19 protein-coding genes are annotated in these 17,110 nt (G+C 59.3%); 4 read left to right on the top strand and 15 right to left on the bottom strand.

Annotation, left to right across the window (positions count from 1 at the left end):
- Both AB4Z52_RS10545 and AB4Z52_RS10540 read right to left on the bottom strand, forming a co-directional pair.
- The coding region (locus tag AB4Z52_RS10545) for a flagellin N-terminal helical domain-containing protein (protein WP_442217849.1) at nucleotides 1-870 on the bottom strand (870 nt) is incomplete at its 3' end.
- 268 nt (nucleotides 871-1,138) lie between these two features.
- On the bottom strand, nucleotides 1,139-2,059 hold the full coding sequence (locus AB4Z52_RS10540; RefSeq protein WP_442217848.1) for a flagellin N-terminal helical domain-containing protein: 921 nt from the start codon (nucleotides 2,057-2,059) through the stop codon (nucleotides 1,139-1,141).
- Between the two features lie 341 nt (nucleotides 2,060-2,400).
- Between AB4Z52_RS10540 and AB4Z52_RS10535 the strand changes: the two genes are divergently transcribed.
- Complete coding sequence (locus AB4Z52_RS10535; protein WP_442217847.1) at nucleotides 2,401-4,344, top strand: tetratricopeptide repeat protein; 1,944 nt, start codon at nucleotides 2,401-2,403, stop codon at nucleotides 4,342-4,344.
- 945 nt (nucleotides 4,345-5,289) lie between these two features.
- Here the strand turns inward: AB4Z52_RS10535 and fliP are convergent.
- The 13 genes from fliP to flgF all read right to left on the bottom strand — a co-directional run bounded on the left by fliP (nucleotide 5,290) and on the right by flgF (nucleotide 14,374).
- Nucleotides 5,290-6,027: a flagellar type III secretion system pore protein FliP gene (fliP, locus tag AB4Z52_RS10530; RefSeq protein ID WP_442217846.1), complete on the bottom strand. Its 738-nt coding sequence runs from the start codon at nucleotides 6,025-6,027 to the stop codon at nucleotides 5,290-5,292.
- Nucleotides 6,024-6,539 (bottom strand): flagellar basal body-associated FliL family protein, encoded by a 516-nt coding sequence (locus AB4Z52_RS10525; protein ID WP_442217845.1) that lies wholly within the window; start codon nucleotides 6,537-6,539, stop codon nucleotides 6,024-6,026. The genes fliP and AB4Z52_RS10525 overlap by 4 nt, the downstream gene beginning before the upstream one ends.
- A 45-nt stretch (nucleotides 6,540-6,584) precedes the next feature.
- Nucleotides 6,585-7,298 carry a flagellar basal body L-ring protein FlgH gene (flgH, locus tag AB4Z52_RS10520; RefSeq protein ID WP_442217844.1) on the bottom strand — a complete coding sequence of 238 codons (714 nt, stop codon included), beginning with the start codon at nucleotides 7,296-7,298 and terminating at the stop codon, nucleotides 6,585-6,587.
- Nucleotides 7,295-7,846, bottom strand: coding sequence for a MotE family protein (locus AB4Z52_RS10515; RefSeq protein ID WP_442217843.1), 552 nt, complete (start codon nucleotides 7,844-7,846; stop codon nucleotides 7,295-7,297). Before AB4Z52_RS10515 ends, flgH begins: the two co-directional genes overlap by 4 nt.
- Nucleotides 7,843-8,961, bottom strand: a complete 1,119-nt coding sequence (locus AB4Z52_RS10510) for a flagellar basal body P-ring protein FlgI (protein ID WP_442217842.1) — start codon at nucleotides 8,959-8,961, stop codon at nucleotides 7,843-7,845. The genes AB4Z52_RS10515 and AB4Z52_RS10510 overlap by 4 nt, the downstream gene beginning before the upstream one ends.
- Nucleotides 8,958-9,446 carry a flagellar basal body P-ring formation chaperone FlgA gene (flgA, locus tag AB4Z52_RS10505; RefSeq protein WP_442217841.1) on the bottom strand — a complete coding sequence of 163 codons (489 nt, stop codon included), beginning with the start codon at nucleotides 9,444-9,446 and terminating at the stop codon, nucleotides 8,958-8,960. The genes AB4Z52_RS10510 and flgA overlap by 4 nt, the downstream gene beginning before the upstream one ends.
- An 18-nt stretch (nucleotides 9,447-9,464) precedes the next feature.
- A complete protein-coding gene (flgG, locus tag AB4Z52_RS10500; RefSeq protein ID WP_442217840.1) occupies nucleotides 9,465-10,253 on the bottom strand; it encodes a flagellar basal-body rod protein FlgG in 789 nt (262 codons plus the stop codon).
- 20 nt (nucleotides 10,254-10,273) lie between these two features.
- A complete protein-coding gene (locus AB4Z52_RS10495; RefSeq protein ID WP_442217869.1) occupies nucleotides 10,274-10,636 on the bottom strand; it encodes a flagellar hook-basal body complex protein FliE in 363 nt (120 codons plus the stop codon).
- Nucleotides 10,636-11,052: a flagellar basal body rod protein FlgC gene (flgC, locus tag AB4Z52_RS10490; RefSeq protein ID WP_442217839.1), complete on the bottom strand. Its 417-nt coding sequence runs from the start codon at nucleotides 11,050-11,052 to the stop codon at nucleotides 10,636-10,638. Before flgC ends, AB4Z52_RS10495 begins: the two co-directional genes overlap by 1 nt.
- Nucleotides 11,053-11,064: 12 nt before the next feature.
- Nucleotides 11,065-11,466 (bottom strand): flagellar basal body rod protein FlgB, encoded by a 402-nt coding sequence (flgB, locus tag AB4Z52_RS10485; protein ID WP_442217838.1) that lies wholly within the window; start codon nucleotides 11,464-11,466, stop codon nucleotides 11,065-11,067.
- Nucleotides 11,467-11,685: 219 nt separating this feature from the next.
- Complete coding sequence (locus AB4Z52_RS10480; RefSeq protein WP_442217837.1) at nucleotides 11,686-12,234, bottom strand: flagellar protein; 549 nt, start codon at nucleotides 12,232-12,234, stop codon at nucleotides 11,686-11,688.
- Nucleotides 12,235-12,236: 2 nt separating this feature from the next.
- Nucleotides 12,237-13,628 carry a flagellar protein export ATPase FliI gene (fliI, locus tag AB4Z52_RS10475; RefSeq protein WP_442217836.1) on the bottom strand — a complete coding sequence of 464 codons (1,392 nt, stop codon included), beginning with the start codon at nucleotides 13,626-13,628 and terminating at the stop codon, nucleotides 12,237-12,239.
- Between the two features lie 11 nt (nucleotides 13,629-13,639).
- On the bottom strand, nucleotides 13,640-14,374 hold the full coding sequence (gene flgF, locus AB4Z52_RS10470; protein WP_442217835.1) for a flagellar basal-body rod protein FlgF: 735 nt from the start codon (nucleotides 14,372-14,374) through the stop codon (nucleotides 13,640-13,642).
- 250 nt (nucleotides 14,375-14,624) lie between these two features.
- Here flgF and motA point away from each other — a divergent pair, with 250 nt between their 5' ends.
- The 3 genes from motA (at nucleotide 14,625) to fliN (ending at nucleotide 17,102) form a co-directional block, all read left to right on the top strand.
- Nucleotides 14,625-15,497 carry a flagellar motor stator protein MotA gene (motA, locus tag AB4Z52_RS10465; RefSeq protein WP_442217834.1) on the top strand — a complete coding sequence of 291 codons (873 nt, stop codon included), beginning with the start codon at nucleotides 14,625-14,627 and terminating at the stop codon, nucleotides 15,495-15,497.
- A 5-nt stretch (nucleotides 15,498-15,502) separates the two neighbouring features.
- Nucleotides 15,503-16,447 carry a FliM/FliN family flagellar motor switch protein gene (locus tag AB4Z52_RS10460; protein WP_442217833.1) on the top strand — a complete coding sequence of 315 codons (945 nt, stop codon included), beginning with the start codon at nucleotides 15,503-15,505 and terminating at the stop codon, nucleotides 16,445-16,447.
- Nucleotides 16,448-16,514: 67 nt separating this feature from the next.
- Complete coding sequence (gene fliN / locus AB4Z52_RS10455; RefSeq protein WP_442217832.1) at nucleotides 16,515-17,102, top strand: flagellar motor switch protein FliN; 588 nt, start codon at nucleotides 16,515-16,517, stop codon at nucleotides 17,100-17,102.
- Nucleotides 17,103-17,110: the final 8 nt, after the last annotated feature.

Here is a 17,110-nt window from a genome sequence, read left to right as displayed (position 1 = left end):
CGACTGTACTGCCAGCTGCTGCTGTGTCTGCAGGGCAGAAAGCTTGCTCGATTCCTGTTCCATGTTGGCGTCCACCAGCTTGCCGACGCCGGAGCTGATGGCGTCGCTGAGCGACGAGACGAAGGTCGTCTGCAGGTCGATACGCGCGGTCAACGAGCCGAGCTGCGAGCCGGCCGCGGTCATTGCTTTCAATGCGCCTTCAACCATGGTCAGCGCCGTGTCGATGCCGCCCGAGGTCATGTTGGTGATGTCAAGGCTGTAGACCGAGAAGCTGGACGCGCCAAACGACGTCACCGTGCCGAGGATGCCCGAGCTGGTGGTGATGACGCCGACCGAGTCTGAACCGAACAGGACGTTGCCGGTTGCCTGGTCGCTGAAGGTGTAGCTGGTGCTCTGGACCGAAACGCCGCCGGTGGCGCTGCGGATGAAGGAGGAAACAACCGAGGCGGAGGCGCCCGAGGATGCAATCACCCAGTTCTGGCCGGAGAACGAAGCCGACTGGGCAACGCTCGACAGCTGCTGCTGCAGCTGCGTGATTTCGTCCTGGACGTTGCTCTTGTTGACGCTGCCTTCTTCGGCAGTGACGAGCTTTGCCTTGATCGACTCGACGATGCTGATGGCGCTGTCCATGGCGGTCGAAGCAGTGTCGACCTTGGCAGCGCCGAGACCGAGGGCGTCGGAAACGGCGCTCATGGCACCATTGTCGGACTTCATGGTGGTGGCGATCGACCAATAGGCAGCGTTGTCGGAAGCCGTGGAGATGCGCAGGCCCGTCGAAACGTGCTTCTGCGTCATTGTCAGGTTGGAGTTGATGCCGCGCAGTGTCTGCAGAGCAGCCATAGCTGCATTGTTGGTGATAATGCTCGTCATATTGTTTCTTGCCCCTTATGGCAGTGGTTGAAAAGGGACATTCCGGAATTGCCACCGGGAACGACTGTCAGCTTCATGCCCGTTAACCTTAACTGGTAGGGTTAACTCGTCGTTTCGATGGGCCCATAAGACAGCAAGATGGTAAAAAAAATCTAAACCATATCGCTAATAACACAAAAAAAACCGCACCTTAGGTAGGTGCGGTTTAACTCTTTGTTTAAAAGTTCGACCGGGTTGCCCCTGCCGGTTCCTTCCGCCTACCGCGCTACTAGCGGAAGAGCGACAGGATGCTCTGCGACGAGGAGTTGGCGATCGAGAGCGACTGGATGGCCAGCTGCTGCTGTGTCTGCAGGGCAGAAAGCTTGCTCGATTCCTGTTCCATGTTGGCATCAACCAGCTTGCCGACGCCGGAGGTGATCGAGTCGCTAAGGGCAGAGACGAAGGTCGTCTGCAGATCGATGCGCGACGACATCGAGCCGAGCTTCGAGCCGGCCGAAGTCATGGCCGTCAGTGCGCCTTCAACCATGGTCAGCGCCGTGTCGATGCCGCCCGAGGTCATGTTGGTGATGTCAAGGCTGTAGACCGAGAAGCTGGACGCGCCAAACGACGTCGTCGTGCCGAGGATCCCCGAGCTGGTGGTGATGACGCCGACCGAGTCTGAGCCGAACAGGACGTTGCCGGTTGCCAGATCGCTGAAGGTGTAGCTGGAGCTCTGAACCGAAACGCCGCCGGTGGCGCTGCGGACGAAGGAGGAGACAACCGAGGCGGAAGCGCCCGAGGATGCAACAACCCAGTTCTGACCGTTGAACGAAGCCGACTGGGCAACGCTCGACAGCTGCTGCTGCAGCTGCGTGATTTCGTCCTGGACGTCGCTCTTGTTGACGCTGCCTTCTTCGGCAGTGACGAGCTTTGCCTTGATCGACTGGACGATGCTGATGGCGCTGTCCATGGCGGTCGAAGCGGTGTCGACCTTGGCAGCGCCGAGACCGAGGGCGTCGGAAACCGCGCCCATGGCACCATTGTCGGACTTCATGGTGGTGGCGATCGACCAGTAGGCAGCGTTGTCGGAAGCCGTGGAGACGCGCAGACCGGTAGAAACGGCCTTCTGCGTGGAAGTCAGGCTGGAGTTGATGCCGCGCAGCGTCTGCAGAGCTGCCATTGCTGCGTTGTTTGTATGGATGCTTGTCATAGATGTGTCCCCTGAGAACTGAATACGAAAAGGAGGACATTACCGGACTTCAAATACCGGCGATGACGGAGTGGCTTCATGCTCCTCGGTCCCAATCTGTTAAGGACCAAACCCGTCATGTCACGGACAAACTCGCATCCATTGCTTGCCAACATCTTAATTCGCAGGGTGGCGGAAAGCCTACCACGTAACGTGATTAACGTATGGTGAAGGCATATGGGACAGCTGTCGCAACATCGGCCTCAGGCAAGCTACGACAACTACGCTCGGGCAGAATCCAAGATCGCGCGTGCTTGCCGCGGGTCGGACGTGAACCGCAATTTCGCTCGGAGTTTTTGCTTTTGAATACGAAAATCGCCTTCTCGACGGCATCGAAGTATTATCAAAAAGGCCACTATACCCGTGCGCTTGAGACGCTGAACTCGGTGCTCGACGTCGACACTTCGCCGAAAGTCTATGCGCTACTTGCCAAGACGCTGCTGAAGCTCGGCTTCCGGCAGGATGCGGCGAAGGCTTATGGCCTTGCCGGGCGGCAGACGCCCATGCGCGAAGACTATCTGCGCGAAGCGATGATGCTCCATTTCGACGATGGCAACGAGCAGGAAGTCATCTCGATCGGCAACCAGATTTTCCCGCTTGCGCTCAAGGACCCGGATGTCGCGTTCGTCCTTGCAGCTATTTTCCTGAGGCGGCAGCAGAAGGAATTGCTCGGCGGCCTCAAGAAGGTGCTGGCAAACGGCGGTCATCTCAAGCATCTGCTGATGGCCTCAAAGCTGCTTACCGACGATCTCAACGACGATGGCAACTGGCACATCGTCTCCACGCTGTTCAAGAAGGATCCGGCCAACATTACGTTCCGGACGCTCTACCTGATCTTCTGCCGCGAGATTTCCGACCTCGCCTCGGTCGACGTTCACGCTGCACCGATCATGGCGGCAACGGCGGCCGGCAAGCTTGACTATGTGAAGCTGGACAACCCCTTCTTCCATCTCCACTGGTGCGGCGACGAGGCGCTGAACAAGCTTGCGGTCCACGATACCTCGCCGCTCCCCACCGGCCACGCCAACGCAAGACGGAAAGCCCCCCACACCTGGTCGGACAAGATCCGCATCGGTTACCTCTCCGCCGATTTCTGGCCCGACCACGCGACGATGAAGCTGCTGCAGCGAATTCTGGAACTGCACGACAAGCAAAAGTTCGAAATCACCCTCTTCGACCATTCGCGAATAGAAGCGCAGAAGGCCGTGGATTTCGATTATTCGACCTGGGGCAAGATGGTCGACGTCCGCAACATGTCAGACCGGGAGGCAGCACAGCTCATCCGGGACCACAAGATCGACATTCTGGTCGACTTGAAGGGTCACACCAAGGAGACGCGCGTCGGCATCCTCAATCACATGGCCGCGCCGCTACAGGTCTCGTGGCTCGGCTTTCCCGGAACGACGATCAATATCGATCTCGATTATATGATCGGCGACCATTTCGTCATGCCGGACCACTCCAAGCAGCATTTCCATGAAAAGCTTTGCCGGCTGCCCGAGACCTACCAGCCGAACGACCCGACACACCGCCCCATCCCGCGGCCGACGACGCGCGCCGAACATGGATTGCCGGAAAAAGCGTTCGTCTTTGCCTCGTTCAACGGCAACCGCAAGATCACCTCGCAGATGCTCGACATATGGTGCAACATCCTGAGGCGGACGAAGAACAGCGTCCTCTGGCTGATCTGCAACGGCCCGCGGGCCGAGAACCATCTGGCTCAGCGCTTCGACGAGCGCGGCATCAATCGCAAGCGCGTCATCTTCACGACGCGTATTCCCTATCATCTCCATATGGACCGCCAGCAGCTCGCCGATCTCGGCCTCGACACCTTCCCGGTCAACGGCCACACGACGACTTCGGAGCAGCTCTGGGGCGGATTGCCGGTCCTGACGGTGAAGGGTACGAATTTCGCCTCGCGCGTCAGCGAGAGCCTTTTGAACGCGATCGGGGTCCCGGAACTGGTGACCCCCGATCTGCAAGGCTACGAGGACTTGGCGGTCGAGCTCTGCAACAATCCGGAGCGTGTGGTCGCCTTCAAGGAAAGGCTGATCGAAAACCGCTATATCAAGCCGCTGTTCGATGCGGAGCGGTTCTGCCACCACCTCGAAACCGCGTACACCCTGATGGTAGACCGCGCCAAGGCCGGGCTCGAGCCCGATCATATCGACGTGCCGGCGCTTCCCGCGCGGACAGAGCCTTTCCAGAAGGATGAGTCCGACATCGCCGCGATCGCCGCGGAATAGACACAAGGCCGCTCGGGATTATCCTCCAGCCACTTACTTGAATGTGGAATCTTAGGCTCTGGTTCCAGCGATACCCCCAATAACTCTGGATGTTGAGGGTATCGCACGTTCTTGAAATTTTTTCCGGGAGGCGAACTTGAGCAGCCGTCTCTAAATATGGAAACTCACATCGAGCGCTTCTTCCCATACCTTTCCGATTTGTTCGAATTCCTCGGGCTTCCATTGCGGGATAAGTTCGCCCTTGCAGCGGATCTGCTGAAAACCGGGAACATCGTCGTGACGCCCTCTAACAGATGCTGGTCTATATAACCCTATAGTGGGTAGATTAAATCGATGAATCGCTGTTACGGGGCTTATAGGGTCCACGCGTGATCAACCAATCGATGAATAATTTATCGGCCATCCGGCTTCAGACCATAATCTACTCGGACATCTGGCTGCCCATGCTTACTCATTGAGGCAACGCCGCTGTGTATCACTGTCGTTGTCCATGCGGCCGTTGAGATTGCAGGAGCCTGGACCGCGGGTGCGTCCCCGTCCGGCCAATAGGACCAAGCTAATACGAGAGCAATCGCGACGATGGCCGAGCCCGCCCAGATCGCCGGAGACGCTCTTGGTTGCGGGAGTATCGTGGAGTGAAGATTATATGACATGGGATTATTCTCCTATGCCAAAACAACTCGTAGTCCGCCAAATTGTTCCTTGCAGCTCCTTGGAAGCAGTGTTCGGAATGACCGGTAAGCAGCAATACCGACCATCGCTACCATAAGTGTTCTTCCCTCGATCTGGGCGACGGACGACGCAGACATTATCCGCATATTCCAAACAATCCTGCGAGGGCACGTTCCGAGCGCTAAGTTATCTTGGTGTAAAGAGAGATTCCACATTTAAGTAAGTGGCTGGGGATTATCCCCGGCGGCCTTTTTCATTGGTTGTCGAAATCTGTCAGTGAAACGATCGGACCAGGCTGCCGACCAGCAGGTTCCAGCCGTCGATCAGCACGAAGAACAGGATCTTGAACGGCAGCGAGATCGAGGTCGGGGGCAGCATCATCATGCCCATGGCCATGACGATCGTCGAGACGATGAGGTCGATGACCAGGAACGGCAGCACGACGAGGAAGCCGATCTCGAAGCCGCGGCGAATTTCCGAAATCATGAAAGCCGGGATGAGCACGCGGTAATCGATCTTGTCGCCATCGGCCACGCTCTGCCCATGTTCCTTGGCGATATCGACAAAGAGCTTGATATCCTTGTCGCGCGTGTTGGCGGACATGAAGGTGCGGAACGGCTCTGCGATGCGCTGGATTGCCACGGTCTCGGTAATCTCATTGGCCATCAGCGGCTGGGCGCCCTCCAGCCAGGCTTTGTCGAAGGTGGGTGCCATGACGTAAAAGGTCATGAACAGCGACAGGCTGAGCAGGATCATATTGGACGGCGTCGTCGCAATGCCCATGCCTGAACGCAGGATCGAGAAGGCGATGATGAAGCGCGGAAAGCTCGTGACCATCATCAAGATGCCGGGCGCGACCGAAAGAATGGTCAGCAGGCCGAAGGTGCGAATGATCCAGGATGCGGCCGAGCCGTTCAGGGGCGCGGTAAATAGATCCGTCGGCAGCTGTTGGGCCGCCGCCAGTTCAGGCACCGCCAGGATGACGGCAGCAAAAATGAATAATCGAATCATTCAATCACGAAGGTTCTGAACATGACCTTCGATACGCGGCCTTCCGAACGCTGGTCAACACGTTCCTGAATGTCATCCCTAAGATATTGAAAGCCGCGCGGGCCTTCGATCTGCTGGAGCGAAACGGTTCTGATGTAAGCGAGGATGTCCTGGTGGATATCCTCGGCCATCTTGGCGTCCGGCGGTCCCTTGAACATCAGGGCCACCTCAAGCCTCACCCAGTTTTCCGAGGGATAGGCAAGGTTCGAGGTGATCGGCTCGAGCTGGACGATGCCGTTGGCTTCGGTCGCCAGATGCGGAAATCCCGGCAGCTCGCCTTTCTTGCCCGGCGGCGCTGCTTGTGCCGCTGCCGCGTCCGCCTGGTCCTTCCGGGCGGAAGCGATCTTCGGCGCGATCATCGTGCCGAGGAACCATCCGCCGCCGCCGCCAACGACGCTGAGGAGCACCAGACCTGCGATGGTCATCACCAGCGGTGACCTCTTCTTGCCCTCCGTGCCTTCTGCCTCTGCCATGTCAGCTGCCCGCCTTCCAATCTTGTCTTTTATGCATCCTCACCGTCACAGCGGCGACAGAAGATCGACCGCCTGCTGGCCGCGTGGCGGCTGCTGTATTTCCGTCAGGCGACCGCGGCCGCCGTATGAGATGCGCGCTTCGGCGATCTTGGAGTAGGAGATCTGGTTCTCGGAGGTGACATCCTGTGGCCGGACGATGCCGGCGACGTTCAAAATGCGGATCTCCTGGTTCATGCGGACTTCCTGCGAGCCGCTGATCATGAGGTTGCCGTTCTCCAGAATGCCGGTGACGACAGCTGCGACCAGTAGGGTGATCTGCTCGGAGCGCTGCATCTTGCCCTTGGCATCGGTGCTGGTGTCCGAGCCTGAAGTCGCGTTGGCGGTCGTGCTCGGCTTCCATCCGAAGATGGTTGCACTGGCGTTCCAATCCATGTCGCTCTTGTTGGTCCGGTTGCGGTTCGTCTCGTTGTCCCAGTTCGCCTTGTCGTTGATCGAGATGTCGACGGTCAGGATGTCACCAACATTGAGGGCACGAGAATCCTTGAAGAGCGCCGCCTGGCTATCGCTCCAGAGCGAATAGCCCTGGGCCACCTGGTGCGGGCGCTTGGGATAGAGCGACATCTGCGGCGTCTGCGCATATTGCAGCCCGCTTCCAATCGGGCTCATCGCCGGCGCCCTGCCGATTTCCTTCAACGCCTGCGATTGACAACCCGCCAGAAAGACCACAGCCGCTACAGTGGCGGAGATACGCTTGTTCATGTGGGGTCCTTCGACTTCGACGTATTCGGATCTGTCGCCATGCTCATGATATTGGTCACGACGGCCGCTTTCTGGGGGTCCATTTCGCTAAGGATGAGCCCGGACTGACGCGATGAAAGCTTCATGATGATGGCGGCAGCGGTGGTGACCTTGACCTCGTTGAGGCTCGCTGCGGCAGCATCCGGTTTCATGTTCTTGTAGACATCGACGAGACCGGCCTCGGCCTTTGCCAGGAAGTCGTCGCGGCGCTTCAACCAGTCCTCGTACTCGGCCCTGCGCTTGTCCATGACTGCGATGCGAGCATCGACGTCAGCCTGCAGCTTTTCGAGTTCCTGCTTTTGCAGGAGATAACGCTGGTCGCGGGCGGAGTCGGCGATGTTGGTGCAATATTGGCGGATCTCGTCCTGGCTGGAGGCCGGGTCGCTTGGCTGCTTCTGCGCCTCCTGCGCGAAAGCGCCCGGGATGGTCAACATGACAGCTGCCGTCGCGGGCAATGCGAACTTGCGGCAGGCCGTCCACAGCTTCAATGTCACGCCGATGCCTGTCATTGTAGAACGAGCTCCGCCTGAAGGGCGCCGGCCGACTTGATGCCTTGCAGGATGGCGATGATGCCGTCCGGCTTGACGCCGATATTGTTCAATCCCGAGACCAGCGTCTTCAGATCCGGCCCTTCAAGGACAGCCACCCGCCCGCCGGTCTTCTGGGCAGTGATATCGGTCTGGTCCTGAATGGCCGTCTCGCCGTTGCTGAAGGGCGCGGGCTGGACAACCTGCGGATTTTCGCTGACCTGCACCGTCAAGGTGCCGTAGCTGACGGCAACCGGGGAGACGCGGACATCGGCGCCGATCACGATCGTTCCGGTGCGCTCATTGACGACCACCTTTGCCGGCGTGTCCGTCTGGACGATCAGGTTTTCGAGATCGGCCATCAGCCGGGTAAGATCGGCCATCTTCGGCTTGTTGATGGCGACTTCCTGCGAATCCTTCGCCTCGGCGATCGGGCCGCCGAAACGTGAGGTCGCGTAGGCGTTGACCGTGTCGGCGATGCGGATCGAGGTCGAGAAATCGGGGTTTCGCAGCTGCAGGACGAGATTGACCGAGTCCTTGAAGCGCGAGGGAAGCTCACGTTCGATGATTGCGCCGCCTGGAACGCGCCCGGCAGTGGTCACGCCTTCCGTCACGGTGGCAGCAGCACCCTGCGCCTGGAACCCGGAGACGATGACCGACCCCTGCGCCACCGCATAAATCTGGCCGTCGGCGCCGCTCAGCGACGTCATGACGAGCGTGCCGCCGCGAAGCGAGGTCGCATCGCCGAGTGAGCTGACGGTTACGTCGATCCGGCTGCCGGGACTGGCGAATGGCGGCAGGTTGGTGGTGACCATGACCGCCGCCGTATTCTTGGCGCTGGACTGGCCACCCTGTGTGGAAATTCCGAGGTTTTGCAGCATGGCGCGCATCGACTGTTCGGTAAACGGCGACGAGCGCAGGCCGTCGCCCGTGCCTTGAAGACCGACGATCAGGCCGTAGCCAATCAGCTGGTTGTCGCGGCCGGCTTGGAGGGAGGCGATATCCTTGATGCGCGAATTCATCGCCAGCGCCGGGTCGGATATGACCAGGCTCGGCAATGCCAGGAGGACAGCAAGGAACTGACGTAACCTTCTCATTTGGCTACCACACGAATTGTACCATTTTCGAGGACGGTACCGCTGACGATAATGCCGGAATCAAGGTTCCGTGCGCGAACCGTGTCGCCGACGGAACCGTCGTCGAGAGGCGTTCCGGCAGCGGTGATGGTCATGGGACCAACGCTCATGACCAGCCTAATATTGGCGCCGCGCGTCACTGCAAATGGCTCGCGAAGGCCGGAAACAGAGATCGTCCGACCGGCGAGAAGCGTGCGCTTGGAGACCAGCCCCGTCACTTCCTTGATCGTCTTGGCATAGTCCCCAGACAGATTGGGATTGGTGACTTCCACCAGCTCCAATTGTCCGCTGCTGATGACGTCGCCGGGATAGATGACCTCCGTCGGAACGACGGCATAGCCCATGCCGCCATCAGCCGAGGCCTGGAGGGCCGGCAGCAATCCGGCGGCGAGACCCGCCGCAGCGAGCAACACTATTGCGACGCTTCTTGCCTGGCGAAACATCATGTTCGGCCCTTCCTATCCCTATTTGAGGTTTTTGCTGACCACGGAAGCCATCTCGTCGGCCGTGGTGATCACCTTGGAATTCATCTCATAGGCGCGCTGCGCCGTGATCAGCTCGGTGATTTCCTTCACCGGATCGACGTTCGAGGATTCCAGGTAGTTCTGCTTGACGTATGCAAAGCCGTCGAGGTTGGGCGTATCGACGACCGGATCGCCCGACGCGGAGGTCTGGGTGAAGAGGTTGCTGCCCATCGGCTGCAAGCCGGCCTCGTTGACGAAATTGGCAAGCTGGATCTGGCCGAGCACCGTTGGCACCGCCGCGGTGCCGATCGTCGCTGCAATTTCGCCGGTCTGGCTGATGGTGATGCCGTGTGCGTTGCTCGGGACGGTTACCGCGGGCGTGAGCACGTTGCCGTCTGCGGTGACGATCTGGCCCGTCGCGCTCTTGTTGAACGAACCGGCGCGGGTGTAGGCCGTAGTTCCGTCCGGCATCTGGATCTGGAACCAGCCGCGGCCCACCAGCGCCACGTCGAGCTCGTTGCCTGTCTGCGTCAATTCGCCTTGGATATGCAGGTTGCGAACCGCGGTCGTCTGGACGCCGAGACCGATATTGGCGCCTTCAGGCACAGTTGCCTGGTTCGGGCGGTTGGAAATGCCCTTCGCCCGCTCGGTCTGGTACATGAGGTCGGAGAATTCGGCGCGGGAGCGCTTGTAACCCGTCGTGTTGATGTTCGCGATATTGTTCGCGATCACTTCGAGATTGGTCTGCTGGGCATCCATGCCCGTCGCTGCGATGGCAAGCGCTCTCATATCTTCGTCCTTAAATCTCGTTAAATCTGCATCTTGGTGATCTCGAGGAAGGCCGATACGACCTTGTCACGAAGGGCGATCGCAGTCTGGAGCGACTGGTCCGCCTGCATGACGGCATCGACAACCTCGCGGGTGCCCATCGTTCCCTTCATGCCGGCGAACGAGGCGCTTTCCGCCTGCTTCAGATTGTTGACCATGTCGCTTGCCATGTTGGTCATGACGGACGAGAAGCTCGCGCCGTTGGCGGCGCCGGGCGACGTCCCAGGCGACATACCAGGCGTCTGGGCGATGGCGGACGAAGCTGCGGATGTTTCGTCGGTGGCGATGCTTCCGATGCCGCGCGTCATGGCGAGGGAAGCGACATTTTTGATTGCGTCGATGATCATGATGATTTCAACAGGTCAATGGTTGAGGAGATGAGATCGCGCGATTGCTTGATCGTCTGGAGATTGGCTTCGTAGGAGCGATTGGCCTCACGCATGTCCGCCATTTCGACGAGGACGTTGACGTTCGGCATCTTGACGAAGCCCTTTGCATCGGCCGCCGGATTGTTGGGGTCATATTCCTCAACGAATTTGCCGGTATCCTCGCCGAGCTTCTTGACGCCGACCGTGGTCACCCCCTGGGCATGGTCGACTTCGGCGCCGAAGGTTACCGTCTTGCGGCGGTAAGGATTGGCACCCGGAGTATCGCCCGTCGAACGGGCATTTGCGATGTTTTCGGAAACGACGCGCAAGCGGGTCGATTGGGCTTCCAGGCCGGAGCCTGCAACTTTCATAGCTGCGGATAAAGGGTCCATGAGCTCACTTCTTTAGGGCTTTACTGTCATCATCATCATGCGATGAAAGGAACTAACGAGAGCCGTGTTCAGGCTGTACTGACGCTGGATCTCGCCGGTCTTGGTCAATTCCTGCTCCAGTCCGACGGTATTTCCGGACTCCTGCACGCCAATCTCCTGTGTGAGCGGCGCTTCTTCGACACCGATACTGCCGGTGGTGCCTGTATCTCCGAATTCGTTTCCCGAAAAATGCGCCGGATTGGTCTTTGCCATTCCGATGGTCTGGTTTTCCAGAACCGACTGGAAAGGCGTGACGTCCTTGGCACGGAATTTCGGGGTATTGGCGTTGGCGATGTTGCCCGCAACAACTTCCTGACGAACCGACAGCCATTCGGCCTGACGGGATGCCAAATCAAAAAGCTGGATCGGTTGCATGGGGTAGTCTCCGTTCTTATCGTCCTGACACTAGGGGGGTAATCTTGCGTGGGACTTACCGGAAATTCGATCTTTTCCGGCTGTTCGGCGGCGACGAAGGCACGGCAAAAACCAGGCGGGCTGCATCATGCGCAACACGGCGCCCAACCATCGCAAATTCGCCGAAATTGATTGTTGCCGAGGGCCTTGATGGCTGTTGCAAGTGCCGTTGCGACCGGATCAGTCGTGCGTGTAGACTTCGCCGGCCGACGTGACGATGACCCACTTGCCGTCGCGCTGCTCGAGTGTCGCAAGGCGGCTATTGTCAGGCAGGACCGATCCGACGCGCACGACATACATGCCCGATATGTCCTCGATCAGCGCCCGTCCGTTTGCCACATGCAGCAAGTGGAAGGCGCTCTTGCCGGGAAAGGGCTGCGCTTCCGCCGGTTGGCCCTTTGGATCGATGCGACCGAGGTTGCTGATCGTTGCGGTCGTCAGCGTGTCGGGTATTTCCGCCGGCTGGGGATCCGGGTTCTTGTTGACCATGGCCAGCGGCGAAACGCTGAAGACATTGCGCGCTGGCCAGTTGGGGAGATCGCGGCTGCGGGCGTTTTCGCTGACGTGAATGCCGAATTTGTCGGGATTGAAGAACACGTACCAAGGGAAGAACGCCGACAGGCCGGCGAGCATCAGGCCCGTTGCCTTCAGCGCGCGGTCGGCAACCACGGCCTTTGTCTTCTCCTGCTTCAGCGGCGCTACCGGCTCGTCTGCATCGGATATGTTCACGTCTAGCCTCTTTGTCTGGCGGCCAAGTGCGCCGCCGACCCATTCTTCAAAGCCGTCGCCAGATCTGTGAAGGCGTCGACCGGCGGGCGTTCATCGGGTAGTTGCTTCAAGATGTCGTAGATGATCGGGACCTGCTTGATCGCCATGTCGAGATCGGCGTCGCTGCCCTGGCGATAGCCGCCGATGAGCCTGAGGTCGCGCGTTTCCTCGAAGCGATGGACCAGCGACTTCAGCCGGGAAACCAGCTTTTCCTGATCCGGGGTCCAGGCCTTTCGGGCAAGGCGCGACACCGAGGCCAGCGGGTCAATCGGCGGGTAACGCCCCTCCTCCGCCAGGCTGCGCTGCAAGACGATGTGGCCGTCGAGAATGCCGCGGACCGAATCGGCGATCGGATCGTTGTGATTGTCGCCGTCGACAAGGATGGAAATGATCGCGGTGATCGTGCCTGTGCCTTCAGGACCCGGCCCTGCCCGTTCCAGCAACCTTGGCAATTCGGTAAATACGGACGCGGGGTAACCGCGCGCGATCGGCGGTTCGCCCGAGGCGGTGGCGACTTCGCGGATGGCGTGAGCGAAGCGCGTCACGCTGTCGACGATCAGCAGCACGTTGTCGCCGGCATCGCGAAAATGCTCGGCAATAGTGATCGCAGATAGCGGCGCCATCTTGCGCAACATCGGGCTTTCGTCGCTGGTCGCAACGACCGCGACCGATTTCTGCATGTGCGGCCCGAGTGTGTCCTCGATGAATTCGCGCACTTCGCGGCCGCGTTCGCCGACAAGCGCAATGACGACCTTGTCGAAGGCCTCGGCCCGGGCCAGCATCGACAGCAGTGTCGATTTGCCGACGCCGGAACCGGCGAAGATGCCGAGGCGCTGACCAAGGCAGAGCGGTGAAAAGATGTCGATGGCACGCACGCCGGTCTTGAAACCGGTCGAGACGCGCTGGCGCGTCATCGAGGGAGGTGCAGTGTTTGAAATCGAGCGGCGGGTATTGCCAAGGGCAAGCGGGCCGAGGCCGTCGATCGGCTCGCCCAGCGAATTGACGGTGCGGCCGCACCATCCCTCGGTCGGCGCAATCCGGAAGGCGCCCTTTCGGATAACGGTGTCGTGGATGCCGATCGGTTCGCCCGGCTCGATCGGACAGACATAGGCAAGCTCCGGCTCCACGCGGACGACCTCGCCGAGATGAACGCCGGTCGCCGAGCGATGGGCGACGAATTCGCCAAGGCGCACATGTCTCGAAAGGCCGGCGACCGTGTAGTGCCCGGCAGCGATAGTGCGTACGTGGCCGCCGTGGGCCACCGCATATTCCGGCGTCGCATATCGACCGGCCAGGCTCGCCAGCAGGCTGAGTTTCGCTGAAATAGCGCCTTCAGGCAAATGGTCGACTTCCATCGGCTGATCCATCAGGACTTGCTACCCAGCGTCTTGATCGCGTCTTCGAGAGAACTTTCGGTGCCGTTGGTAACGTTGGTGATGCTGTCAAAGGCGCGGCTGACTTCGATCAGCTCGGTCATTTCACGCATGCCGTTGACGTTGGAATTCTCCAAATAACCCTGGGCGACGCCAACCTGGGAATTGTCGACCACCGCCTGCGGCGTATCGGTGGCCAGGACACCGCTGTTGTCATAGCGCAGAAAGCCCTTGGTGATATCGGCGGTGAAAAGGCCGATCGTGCCCATCTGCTTGTTGTTCTGGGTGATGACGCCATCTGCAGAGACGGTCGGCTCGCCGCCCTTTGGATCGAGCTGTATCGGCGCGCCGCCGGGATCGAGGACCGGATAGCCGCGTACTGAAATCAAGGCTCCGGTCTGCGACATGGTGAAACGGCCATCGCGGGTCAGCACCATGCCTGCCGGCGTGTTCAGCCCGAACCAGGCTTCGCCCTTCACGGCGAAATCGAGCAGGCTGCCGGTATTTTCCAGTTCGCCAGTCTTGGTGGAAAGATAGTCGTTGCCCTGGGAGACAAAGGCAACCTTGGCGTTCAGCTTGTTATCGGTGTTGCTGAGAACCTGGTCGAACTTGACGTCGGTGCCACGGAAGCCTGTGGTGTTCACGTTGGCCATGTTGTCTGCGATTGTCGTCAGACGGCGCTCAAGGGCCATCTGTGACGATAGGGAGACATAAATACCAGACTGCATTGCAACGCCCTCCGGACATTGGAGAATAACGCGAAAAGAGACAGCAGCCGCGCCGCGCTCGTTCATCTCGTTAGCCGGGCGTGGATGCCCGTGAGCGCACCTTGCCTCCATTTCCTTGTGCGAAGCTGACACCGCGAATATGGGCTCGAGGGTGGGGAAGACGGGCTCGAGGATGGGTCCCGGAACAGCCTCACGCAAGATAGACGCCGTACTTCAATGGACGAAACGAACGTTCAGGTGTGGACCGTCCATGAATATTATTATCGGATTTGTTGTGACCTGCGGCTGCATCATCGGCAGCTTCATGGCCATGGGCGGGCATGTCGATGCCCTTTTCCAGCCCTTTGAATTTGTCATCATCGCAGGAGCCGGCATTGGCGGCTTCATCATGGCCAACCCAATGAAAGTCGTGAAGGATTCCGGCAAGGCGCTGGGCGAGGCCTTCAAGCATTCCGTCCCCAAGGAGCGCAACTACCTCGACGTTCTCGGCGTGCTCTATTCGCTGATGCGCGACCTGCGCACCAAGTCGCGCAACGAGATCGAAGCACATATCGACAACCCGGAAGAATCCTCGATCTTCCAATCCGCGCCGACCGTGTTGAAAAACAAGGAGTTGACCTCCTTCATTTGCGACTACGTCCGGCTGATCATCATCGGCAATGCCCGCTCGCACGAGATCGAGGCGTTGATGGACGAGGAAATCAACACGATCCACTACGACAAGATGAAGCCGTTCCATGCCATTACCATCATGGGCGACAGCTTCCCGGCGATCGGCATCGTTGCCGCCGTCCTCGGCGTCATCAAGGCGATGAGCCACATCAACGACAGCCCTGAAGTGCTCGGACATTTGATCGGCTCGGCGCTAGTCGGCACCTTCCTCGGCATCATTCTGTCTTACTCGGTTTGCGCGCCGCTATGTTCGCAGATCAAGGTCGTACGCACCAAGCAGCACCGGCTCTACGTCATCGTGAAGCAGACGCTGCTCGCTTACATGAACGGCTCCGTGCCGCAGGTTGCGCTGGAATATGGACGCAAGACCATCTCGGCCTATGAACGTCCGTCGATCGACGCGGTCGAGCAGGAAATGATGAACCCCGGCGGTGAGAACAAGGCTGCGTGACGACGATGAGCGACCAGACAACGAATACCGTTCCCAACATCGATCCCGTCCTGCTTGCCAAACTGACCGGGGGCCTCGGCGACCATGCGACGGTGGCAAAACGTTGCGCCGCTCTTGGCCATATCTTCAGCGATTTTCTGCCCGACCTTATTAAGGGCGAGACCGGCCTCGAGGTCTCCGTTTCCTATCTCGGCTGCGAGGCCGGTCTGGTGAACGACGTCATCGCCGATCTCGGTGAGAATTTCGCGCTGGCCGACGGTTCGCTGCGCAACTGGTCGCCGACCTTTGTTCTGGCCTGTGGCAGCGGCATCGTCCTGACGTTGATGGAACACTTGCTGGGAGCTCTGCCTGAGACGATTAAGCAACCGGTCCTGCGCCCCCTTTCGGTAATCGAGCTCGACCTTTCCGTGATGGTGTTCGACAAGCTTGCCAACGTGCTTCGCTCAGCCGTCAATGCGCCTGGTGGCTTCGAGCCGCTATTGGAGCCGCCGCTCAATATCGAGATGCGGCCGAGACATTCCGACGATCATGTCGACGAGTTTGCAGCTGCGGCCAGAATGATGATGACCATTGGCACGGCAAGCTCCGAATTCGTGGTGATCGTGCCGCAGAAGGTGCTTCTGAAGACCAATATCTCGGCACCGAAGCCAAGGGCCCAGGCGGCGAAATCCGATGCGTGGTCGGAACAGCTCTCCGAGCAGGTACGCCGCTCGAAGGTTACGCTCGAGGCGCGGATCAAGCTGCAGTCGTTGACGCTGGCAACCGTTTCCAGGCTTGCCGTCGGTGATGTCATTCCCTTCAAGGACAGCCAGGATGTCCACGTGGAGGTGAGCGCCAACGGCAAGGAACTCTATGTCTGCGAGTTCGGACGCTCGGGCGAGAATTATACCGTTCGCGTCAAGGATAACGTCAACTCGGACGACGAGCTGCTCCGGCATTTGATGAATTAATCGGTTCTCTTAGCGCTTGGCGCGATAACGGCAGTTTGAGGCAAGTTTCAACTGGAATAGTGAATTCATGGCTACGAAGAAGACACAGAAGAACAGCGACGACGCCCTGGAGCTTCCGGGGAACGAGGCCGAATTAAACGAGGCCATCGACGGCCTTCGCGGCGTGCTGCAGCAGGACGCGGCCGGCGAAGTGCCTGGTTTCGCTGATTTCGGCACCGGTGACTTCGGCACCAGCGATTTCGGTTCGGGCGATTTCGGCAGCGCACCGACCGAGGAGAGCACCAGCCTTTCGACTTTCGGCGATTTTGACGACGAGGTGAGCAAGCCATCCGCTTTTGAGCCGGATAGCTTTGACAGCTCGCCGTCCTTTGCCGCGACGCCGCCTATCGGCAGTGCGCTGAATGCCAATCTCGACATGATCATGGACATTCCGATCGACGTCCAGATCGTTCTCGGCAGCAGCCGCATGCAGGTTTCAGGCCTGATGAACCTTACCGAAGGGGCAATCATTGCCCTCGATAGGAAAATCGGCGAGCCTGTCGAAATTACCGTCAACGGGCGTCGGATCGCCCGGGGCGAAATTACCGTTCTTGAAAACGACGACACCCGTTTCGGCGTCAAGCTCATAGAAGTTCTAAGTACGCGACAAGCCTAATCCCGATG

This window comes from Rhizobium sp. 2YAF20 (assembly GCF_052114685.1).
GTDB lineage: Bacteria > Pseudomonadota > Alphaproteobacteria > Rhizobiales > Rhizobiaceae > Rhizobium.
The sequence above is the reverse complement of the archived record's forward strand: the minus strand, read 5'-3'. Positions and strand labels throughout refer to the sequence as shown.

What these genes read in the sequence shown, in the direction of transcription:
- AB4Z52_RS10540 (WP_442217848.1), bottom strand. Translation starts at nt 2,059, where the DNA reads ATGACAAGCATCCATACAAACAACGCAGCAATGGCAGCTCTGCAGACG.
- fliP (WP_442217846.1), bottom strand. Translation starts at nt 6,027, where the DNA reads ATGATTCGATTATTCATTTTTGCTGCCGTCATCCTGGCGGTGCCTGAA.
- AB4Z52_RS10525 (WP_442217845.1), bottom strand. Translation starts at nt 6,539, where the DNA reads ATGGCAGAGGCAGAAGGCACGGAGGGCAAGAAGAGGTCACCGCTGGTG.
- flgH (WP_442217844.1), bottom strand. Translation starts at nt 7,298, where the DNA reads ATGAACAAGCGTATCTCCGCCACTGTAGCGGCTGTGGTCTTTCTGGCG.
- AB4Z52_RS10515 (WP_442217843.1), bottom strand. Translation starts at nt 7,846, where the DNA reads ATGACAGGCATCGGCGTGACATTGAAGCTGTGGACGGCCTGCCGCAAG.
- AB4Z52_RS10510 (WP_442217842.1), bottom strand. Translation starts at nt 8,961, where the DNA reads ATGAGAAGGTTACGTCAGTTCCTTGCTGTCCTCCTGGCATTGCCGAGC.
- flgA (WP_442217841.1), bottom strand. Translation starts at nt 9,446, where the DNA reads ATGATGTTTCGCCAGGCAAGAAGCGTCGCAATAGTGTTGCTCGCTGCG.
- flgG (WP_442217840.1), bottom strand. Translation starts at nt 10,253, where the DNA reads ATGAGAGCGCTTGCCATCGCAGCGACGGGCATGGATGCCCAGCAGACC.
- flgC (WP_442217839.1), bottom strand. Translation starts at nt 11,052, where the DNA reads ATGGACCCTTTATCCGCAGCTATGAAAGTTGCAGGCTCCGGCCTGGAA.
- flgB (WP_442217838.1), bottom strand. Translation starts at nt 11,466, where the DNA reads ATGCAACCGATCCAGCTTTTTGATTTGGCATCCCGTCAGGCCGAATGG.
- fliI (WP_442217836.1), bottom strand. Translation starts at nt 13,628, where the DNA reads ATGGAAGTCGACCATTTGCCTGAAGGCGCTATTTCAGCGAAACTCAGC.
- flgF (WP_442217835.1), bottom strand. Translation starts at nt 14,374, where the DNA reads ATGCAGTCTGGTATTTATGTCTCCCTATCGTCACAGATGGCCCTTGAG.
- motA (WP_442217834.1), top strand. Translation starts at nt 14,625, where the DNA reads ATGAATATTATTATCGGATTTGTTGTGACCTGCGGCTGCATCATCGGC.
- AB4Z52_RS10460 (WP_442217833.1), top strand. Translation starts at nt 15,503, where the DNA reads ATGAGCGACCAGACAACGAATACCGTTCCCAACATCGATCCCGTCCTG.
- fliN (WP_442217832.1), top strand. Translation starts at nt 16,515, where the DNA reads ATGGCTACGAAGAAGACACAGAAGAACAGCGACGACGCCCTGGAGCTT.